We start from the raw sequence: 7,670 nt of genomic DNA, 5'->3' as shown, positions 1-7,670 counted from the left end.
CCAAGCCCCTCGGCCGTTAGGCTCCTGACAGGGAGGCGATTGCCAGGTGTCCGAGCACGGCCGCAGACCTGTCGCGATCCTGGTGGTCGATCGGGAGCGGGTCATCCGTATGGTCACAACCGACCTGCTGGAGGATGTTGGCTTCCGGGCCATCGAGGCTCATGACGCCCGTGAAGCTCTGGACCTGCTAGAGCGCCACCAGGACGTTCGCCTCCTGATCACGGGCCATACCCTGCCAGGGCACACGGATGGGATCCGGCTGGCCCATCTGGTTCATACCCGCTGGCCTGCAATCAGGATCATCGTCACTTCGGGCGGGATGAGCCGCACCCAAGACGAACTTCCGCTCGGCGCAAGGCTCATTCGCAAGCCCTATCAGTTCGACGATCTGCTTCGTGAGGTTGAGGGTCTTCTCGGCCAAAATGATGAGCCTGACCAGGGTGCCCCAGTGCTACCCGAGTCGATCGGTCTTCAGACACCACTGAGCGCTGCAAGCGGAGGCGTAAACATCTCCGGCCCAACTCCAGAGCCTGACAAGACGTGACGAGGACCAAGTTTCCGGGCTTGAGCTTTACAGAGCGTCTTACCGCAAGCCGAAGAATGACAGGACGGCCACGACAACGACGACCAAGCCCACGATGTAGATGATGTTGTTCATGATCTGCTCCTCAAGAGCGATGGCTCATGTTCAACATCAGAGCGATCAGGGCCGTTTCGTTGAATAAACTTAGGTACGGCTCTTTGTAAAGCTGAAGCACAGCCCGATTTCACCGCAAAAATCTCAGAGCCCTACCGCTAACCCCGGTTCACCCTTGTTCCCCCCGTGCCACCCCCTCCGTGCCTTTGTTTTTGCAGGGGTAGGCGGAGGGAACGGCTGAAGTAGAGGGGCGTTTATTTCATGCACGGCTTGATCCATTCCCATCCCCCCTGTTTCGGCTGTGCGCATTAACTGGTCCTCCCCTTAGCCCTGGCTCTTTGCTGGGGCTTTTCTTTGCCGGTCAGAGCTCTCTCGTTAGATCAAAGAGCCACCGGGTGGTGAGGCTTCAGCCCAATCCTGTCCGCTTCCTCTTGGCTCAGCACCTCTTCGGTGGCGGCTATCTCACAAGCTGGTGCAACTCGCTCTCGAACCAACTCAGCAGCCGCTTGAGCACTCTCCGTCAACACAACCCAACGCTTCAAGACGGGCTCCTCTCCTGCGATCCTGGGCGACTGACAGGTGACCACATGGGCTTTGAGGGTGTCGGTCTCGGTAGCTGTGTCCATGGCAAGGCTCTCTTCGGGGAGCCCATTACGCTGAGAGCGACCCGTCCGTTCCCAAGCTGAGCCGATCAGTAGATCCTGCCCTTGTGAGAGGGTGAAGAACTCTGCCAAGCACCTATCACACACGTTGACATTGGATTTCTGATAGCTTCGGATCGCATCCTCTATGATCCTACTGATAGCGTGGAGCACGGGTGATGCTGATCGGGTACGCCAGGACGAGCACGGTCGAGCAGATCGCCGGCTTAGAAGCTCAGGAGCGGGATCTCAGAGCTGCCGGGGTTGAGCGGATCTACCAGGAGCAGACCAGCGCCACCGGACCCCGGAAGGCCCTGAGCGAAGCCTTGGACTACCTGCGCGAAGGGGATGCCTTGGTGGTGACCAAACTCGACCGGCTGGCTCGCTCCGTGGCTGACCTCCTGGGCATCATCAAGAGCATCGAGAGCAAGCGGGCATCGCTGAAGGTGCTCAACCTGTCGCTCGACACCGGCACACCCACGGGCAAGCTGATGCTGAACCTTCTCGGCTCAGTGGCTGAGTTCGAGCGTGACCTGATGCTGGAGCGGCAGCGGGAGGGGATTGCCAAGGCCAAAGCCGAGAGGCGCTACAAGGGCAGGAAGCCGACCGCGATGGCCAAGGCTGACGAGGTGAGGCGCTTGGCTGGGCAGGGTCTGACCCGGGAGGCGATAGCCAAGCAGCTCGGGATCGGAGTGGCCAGTGTCTACCGGGCTCTCAGGGGCGGGACCGGTGCAGCGAACGGCGGGGCTCTGGTGGTGGACTGAGTTGAGCCTCGTGGGCGGTCGTTCCCTGCTTGGGCTGGTCGCTTACCCTGGATGACTACCTTGCCATGCCCGGCGCTGCCCTCGTGAAGCAAACGGGCACCGCGACGCCTTGTGGCTACCTCGGGACAGCTTCAGCGTTAGCCGCATCGCTTCCGTTCGGCCGGTAGGCTTCACGATCATAAACTTCGCGCAGCAGCTTCGATACGTCGAACTTCCATTCGTTCTCGCAGCACTCTTTGTACAAACCCTCTATCGCAGCCCGGCCTCCATCCTTTTCTGCTGCTCTGAGGAAGTCCTCTACATCATATACGATGTCGGACGCACGCATGTCTTCCGCGAACTCGCGACGATGATCCTCGTAGTACTCAAGAGACGCATTGACCACTCTCTCGCTAATCTGGCTTGCAGAGAGGTGTGACAGCTCGCTCTCGTGCGATGCCACCACCGTGAACGGCCACATCATCTGAGCCCCCCTCACTACTGACCTCCGTTGGGCATAGTATCCGAGGCCATGGATCCGCATCGTACCGCCGCTAGGTCGTAAAGAGAAGGAGCTTGAGGGAGTATGTCGAGTATCTAATCACTCGGAGTACCTAGAGTGAGCTATTGGCTGGAGATGCAACCCCGGCAGGGACCTCCCTGGAACCATTGTCGTTTACTCGTGCTGCCTGGCCTCACACGGGCGACCGGCTGATCAGAGCCTCACAGACAGGCGCTTACCTGCTCAGGCCCCCTGAACCTCGGGTCGCACCTTTGCCGTTCCTGAGGGCCGCCCTGGTGAAGGAAAGGGGCGCCTTGGATAAGGGCAAGGCGGTAGCCGCCGGAACCGACCTCGTCCGCCACACCGATCGTGGCCTGCCCACTGACAAGTGCTGACCATTTGGGAGCGGGGACTAAAAATAATCCGAATTCCAATGAGCGCTCAGATCCTTTCTCAGCAGATACTTAGCTGAAAACCGTTACGCTAGCGTAAGCGTCAAGAAAACATTGTGATTGCAAGTAAATTATCTTCCTGTACCTGTGTCCGAGAGGGGCTGCGCCCTCGGATTCGGAGATCACATGAGAAAATGCACTGCAAGCGGTTGTGATGCGAAGGCAACGGGGCCGTTGGGTATTTACTGCACTAAACACGCCAAGAACAAAGCTCGGCATGGAGAGGCTGACCAGCCGGGTATCACCAAGGGTGACCTAAAGCCTTACCTAGCTATCATCTTGGATAAGAGAAAAAGGCAAGAGGGTAAGTCTGGTTGGTCCAACATGGAGGGCAAGTGGCAGGAACTGGTCGGTAGAGCGAACGGTATCGTGGCTCAATCCCGGGAAGGCAAGCCTATGAGCCGCTACAAGCGGATGGCTGCCTATGAGATCAAGAGATTAGGTGACCACGTAGCTGTTCAGAGGGTCATCGATTGCGTCTTGGCTATGTACCTGATGTACGAGCTAGAGCAGCGCCGTTTCCGCAGCGACAATGCTTTCTGGTTCCAGCTTGTTAGACGAGTGAGACGGCTGACCAAGCTGAACGCTGGGGTGTGGACCTACGCTGAGCGGAAGCGAACCTCAGTCACCTACACTGACCTGCCTCCCAAGGCGACAATGGCGATGGCTGTGTGGCTCAAGGAGGCACTTGGCTCGGCCGGGACTTACATTGCGAGGCTAGAGCGGGAAGACAGAGAGCGAGAGGACGAGGAGCGTCGGACCTACTTCGAGTCGCTGAAGGAGTTGGTGTGATGAGCGAGACATCAGACCGCTTCTTCAATCCTCACCGCATCCCAAGGACCGACAAGGCCAGGGCCGTCATTCAAACCGTCATCAGCAGCCTTGATGCTCGCGAAAGGGAGATCAACCCGGAGAAGCGAAAGCGCAGACCCGTTGATCAAGCTACGTTCGAAACGACGATCATGGCTCTCGTGTGTGACCTCATGCACTACCACCTGCTCTACAATGAGCGGAACCTAGTTATACCCCGGTCTAAGCGGGTGCTCGGCAAACGAGATAGGTATGGTCATCCTGCACTGAACCAGAAGCTACCGGATTGGCTGACCCTGCTGAGCAGCAATGAACTCGGTTGGATCACTCAGGAGATCGGTCATGGAATGATCTTCAGCCACAACCAGCGAACCATCATCGCTCCTACAGAGCAGTTCACGGGACTGATGGATCAGCATGGGATCGAGTTGAGGGACATTGGGATCAGCAAGTCTGGAGAGACCATCATCCTCAAGGCCCCAAAGGCTCACCGGAAGGCGAAGGCCAAGCTCCTGCCTTACAAGGACACCGAGCAGACCATCCGCTGGAGCAAGCTAATGGAGACCATCAACGAGTGGCTGTCCAAGGCTGACATCGAGTTCGATGATAGGGTGATGCTGGATTGGGAGCAGATCGACATTCAGGAGCGTCATCTCCGCCGGTCGTTCAACAACGGATCATTCGAGAGCGGCGGTCGCCTTGGCGGTGGCTTCTGGACGAACCTCGGGAAGGAAGACCGGCTCAATGGCCTGACGATCAACGGTGAGCGGGTAGTGAGCTTGGATTACGGGCAATCGGCTCTGCGGATCGTCTACGGGCTGGCAGGGGTGAAGCCTCCTGAAGGAGATCTCTACAACATACCGGGGATTCCTCCGAAGTACAGAGAGGGGATCAAGACCTTAATCAGTGCTCTCTCGTTCACCGATGCCATACCCAAGAGCAAACCCAAGGACACGGCTGACGCACTACCCAAAAGCATGAAAGTCCGTGAGTTATGTGAGCTGATCAACAAGGCTCACCCTGGGGTAGCTCAGTTCTATCCGTCAAAGGTAGGTCACAAGGCTCAGTTCATTGAGAGTGAGATCATCATCTCCGTTATCATGGACCTTATACAAGAAGGTATCACCTCACTCCCGGTCCACGATTGCGTGATAGTTCCTGAGTCAGCTTGGGAGATAGCTCACTCAGTGATGACACGAAGATTCAATGAAATAGCTCAGACAGAGAGTTGCGTCAGAGTTGAGCACCCTTCATTGAACAACAATCCCTATCTCCATGGCATCAACCAGGATGGAGCGATCAGAGTATCACCATAGGTATAACCATATATAATATAACCAGGGACCTAGCATAATAGGGGTTCGTAACTCCCCTTCTGCTCATCCTCGGGCAAGCCACCTCAGCCCCTGATTCCATCCTCGGATCATTCTTCCCTTCAACACAAGCGGCTTCACCCCCGCTTCCGTGAACGATCTGTCATGCCTATCGAAATCATCATCCAGCCATCCAGCCGACACCGGCATCACTACGACGCCTACCTTGGCTCAGCCCATCTCTGCACCTCCCGTATCCCGTTCTTCGATGGAGCCCGGGTGCTGCTCTCTGAGGGGCACGATCCGAACACCCCGCTGACCATGAGGCACCAGGGTTCAGCCCTTGTGTCACTCCGATCCACCATCGGCTCAGCCGCCAAGCTCACGGTGATCGAGAATGGCCGAGACGGGCCAATCCTTGGTGTGTACGAGCCTTACCCGCTGAAGGAGAGACGCAGGGCCGAGAAGCTATCCAGCCGTAGGATCGTATCTGAGCACGAGGGCAGCCTCACCAGCGGCAACGGAGCGAGCTTGGGTGCCTGAGTAGCCCCGGAGGCAAAGCACGGCTGTACGAGGGCAAGGCTCCTGACGAGCACCAAGGGGGAGAGCGGTGGGGTCAGACCTGTTGCTCTCTCCCACCCCAGCGTCCGACAGGGCGTTACGCAACCCAGCAAGCACATCCTCCGAGCGAACCAACAAACCTCATGCGAATGTATACGATCGTCGTACTAGTACGTTCGTGTTTGCTGAGTCACATCTCATCGATTGCCGCCGAGTACGGCGCTTACCTATTGCCAAGCCTTTTGGCCCGTGCAAGCTACCAATGTCCGAGCAAGACTCGCCGGGAGAGCCCAGGTCGGCAGATGCTGACTATGGCGTCGTGGAGCAACCGCCCCTGGAAGCTCCAAGGCACAATCCCGGCAAGTTGGACGATCTGGAGTTCGGTGCGCGTGAGCGCTACCAAAGAGTTGGTCGCGTCTGGGTATCAGGACCACCTCCCAGGTAACCACGACAGATGGGGGCAGCCGAAGTGCTTAGAGCGGGCATTTCGCAAGCCCGCCTGTCGTGGGGTGGCTAGAACATGAACTCTGACAAACTTTCCAATCCGGTAAGCCTGCTGATCTCACTCCTGATGATGCAGGTCGGCTTCGCACTGGTGGTTGTCTGGGCTACCGGCTAGGCTTATCGGCTGTATCCCCAGACGGCCAATGCTGCAATCAAGCGTGAAACGCTATTTTGAGCCCCGGAGCGGCGTCACAGACGGCAACGGTGCGCTTCTGGATGCTTGAGTAGCCCCAGGGCAGAACCAAGGCTGTACGGGGCAGGATCGCTGAAGTGGAGCAAACGGGGAGAGCGATGGGGTCAAACCTGTTGCTCTTTCCCAGTAGACTCCTCTCGAAACCCGATGCTTGCGGCACCAGCATCCGCAGCCTGGGAGATGGAGGCTCCCTCTTGCAGTGCCTTCGCGATAGCTGAGGACATTGAGTCTACCGCTGCCGTACGGGAAACTCCATGATCGTAGATGTATCTCGCGTCCATCCCAAGCTTTGCGTGATAATCTGCTGGAAACCTTTGGCCAAATCGATCTTCCAGATCCTCAATCGCAGCGTTGTACCTGGCTTCGAGTCCCTGATCTCCGTAGACGTTTTCGCTTTGATAGCTGCCGCTCTCCTTCTCATTGGCAGACTGTCGGCTGTGTTCAGCGGACTTCCTCGCCCAAGCCAAGGCACCGCCTCTCGCAATCAGCCACTCCACGAGCTTCGCGGGTAGCTTTGCTATATTGAGGCAAACCGCTGCCAAACTCTGCACGAAATGGGATCTCCTTGCTCACCAACGTCTTTCGCTGATGAGATTGCCGTTGAGGTCGAAGACCCCCTGCCAAGCTGCCTGCCGACTCTGAACGGTAACTCGCGACCGGCCCTCATCGTCCCCGCTGCCTCGCTCCACACGAGACCGCACAAGGCCGAGCTTCATCTCAGATTGAAGCCGCTCAGATGGAAGCCCGAGCTTGGCAGCCAGATCGTCGGGATCGACAACCCAGTTGCCGCTTGGGTCCAGATCGTAACGCATGGGAAGCCCCGGAACAGCTCGGCAGCAGATGCGGGGCTGAGACTGACCCTAGCACATCAAGCGCTGGCAGACCGGTTCAAATGTGAAGACTGCGAGAGGGGGCAATCGGACAGGATGCCATTCGCTCACCAGGGCAGCCTCACCAATGGCGGCCAAGCAAATTCAGCTTCAGACAGCCACGACGCAAAACCACGGCTGTATGGGCCAGCGCAAGCCGGTGCACCAAAGAGGAGAGCGAAGCAACCGAGTAGGCTTGTTGCTCTTTGCTCGCTGCTGCTACCCTGCAAGCCAAGCTAGAAAGTACGCAACCGCAAACTGAACCGGCAGAAAAGCAGTCAGGAGAACGATAGGTGAATAGGGGTAGTACATAAAGCTACGCCGCCTCCAGCACTGATTCCTCCTCTACCTTCAACTAGACTGGGTTCATAGAGCGAGTTCGCTCTCGCACGAGGCATTGCCGGGTACGCACCCTGACCAACCCATTAGCTGCATCAGTCAGCAC

Annotated in this window: 7 protein-coding genes; 4 read left to right on the top strand and 3 right to left on the bottom strand. The window is 57.6% G+C overall.

Annotated elements, in window-relative coordinates; genetic code table 11:
• The first annotated feature begins 46 nt into the window (after positions 1-46).
• Positions 47-544, top strand: a complete 498-nt coding sequence (locus tag MOX02_RS28625) for a response regulator (RefSeq protein ID WP_147029180.1) — start codon at positions 47-49, stop codon at positions 542-544.
• Between the two features lie 913 nt (positions 545-1,457).
• Positions 1,458-2,042, top strand: a complete 585-nt coding sequence (locus MOX02_RS28620; protein ID WP_147029179.1) for a recombinase family protein — start codon at positions 1,458-1,460, stop codon at positions 2,040-2,042.
• Positions 2,043-2,157: 115 nt separating this feature from the next.
• Here the strand turns inward: MOX02_RS28620 and MOX02_RS28615 are convergent, their stop codons facing one another.
• The gene (locus MOX02_RS28615; RefSeq protein ID WP_147029178.1) at positions 2,158-2,505 is read right to left on the bottom strand and encodes a hypothetical protein; all 348 of its coding nucleotides are present in this window, start codon (positions 2,503-2,505) and stop codon (positions 2,158-2,160) included.
• Between the two features lie 596 nt (positions 2,506-3,101).
• Between MOX02_RS28615 and MOX02_RS28610 the strand changes: the two genes are divergently transcribed.
• Both MOX02_RS28610 and MOX02_RS28605 read left to right on the top strand, forming a co-directional pair.
• Positions 3,102-3,767: a hypothetical protein gene (locus MOX02_RS28610; protein ID WP_147029177.1), complete on the top strand. Its 666-nt coding sequence runs from the start codon at positions 3,102-3,104 to the stop codon at positions 3,765-3,767.
• Positions 3,767-5,101, top strand: coding sequence for a hypothetical protein (locus MOX02_RS28605; protein WP_147029176.1), 1,335 nt, complete (start codon positions 3,767-3,769; stop codon positions 5,099-5,101). The genes MOX02_RS28610 and MOX02_RS28605 overlap by 1 nt, the downstream gene beginning before the upstream one ends.
• A gap of 1,359 nt (positions 5,102-6,460) precedes the next feature.
• Here the strand turns inward: MOX02_RS28605 and MOX02_RS28600 are convergent.
• Positions 6,461-6,907 carry a hypothetical protein gene (locus tag MOX02_RS28600; protein WP_147029175.1) on the bottom strand — a complete coding sequence of 149 codons (447 nt, stop codon included), beginning with the start codon at positions 6,905-6,907 and terminating at the stop codon, positions 6,461-6,463.
• Positions 6,908-6,925: 18 nt separating this feature from the next.
• The gene (locus MOX02_RS28595) at positions 6,926-7,168 is read right to left on the bottom strand and encodes a DUF6522 family protein (RefSeq protein ID WP_147029174.1); all 243 of its coding nucleotides are present in this window, start codon (positions 7,166-7,168) and stop codon (positions 6,926-6,928) included.
• Positions 7,169-7,670 lie beyond the last annotated feature (502 nt).

Origin of the sequence: Methylobacterium oxalidis, assembly GCF_007992195.1 — a bacterium.
Classification (GTDB): Bacteria; Pseudomonadota; Alphaproteobacteria; order Rhizobiales; family Beijerinckiaceae; genus Methylobacterium; species Methylobacterium oxalidis.
Note: the sequence above shows the minus strand (reverse complement) of the source record. Positions and strands in the feature narration are given on the sequence as shown.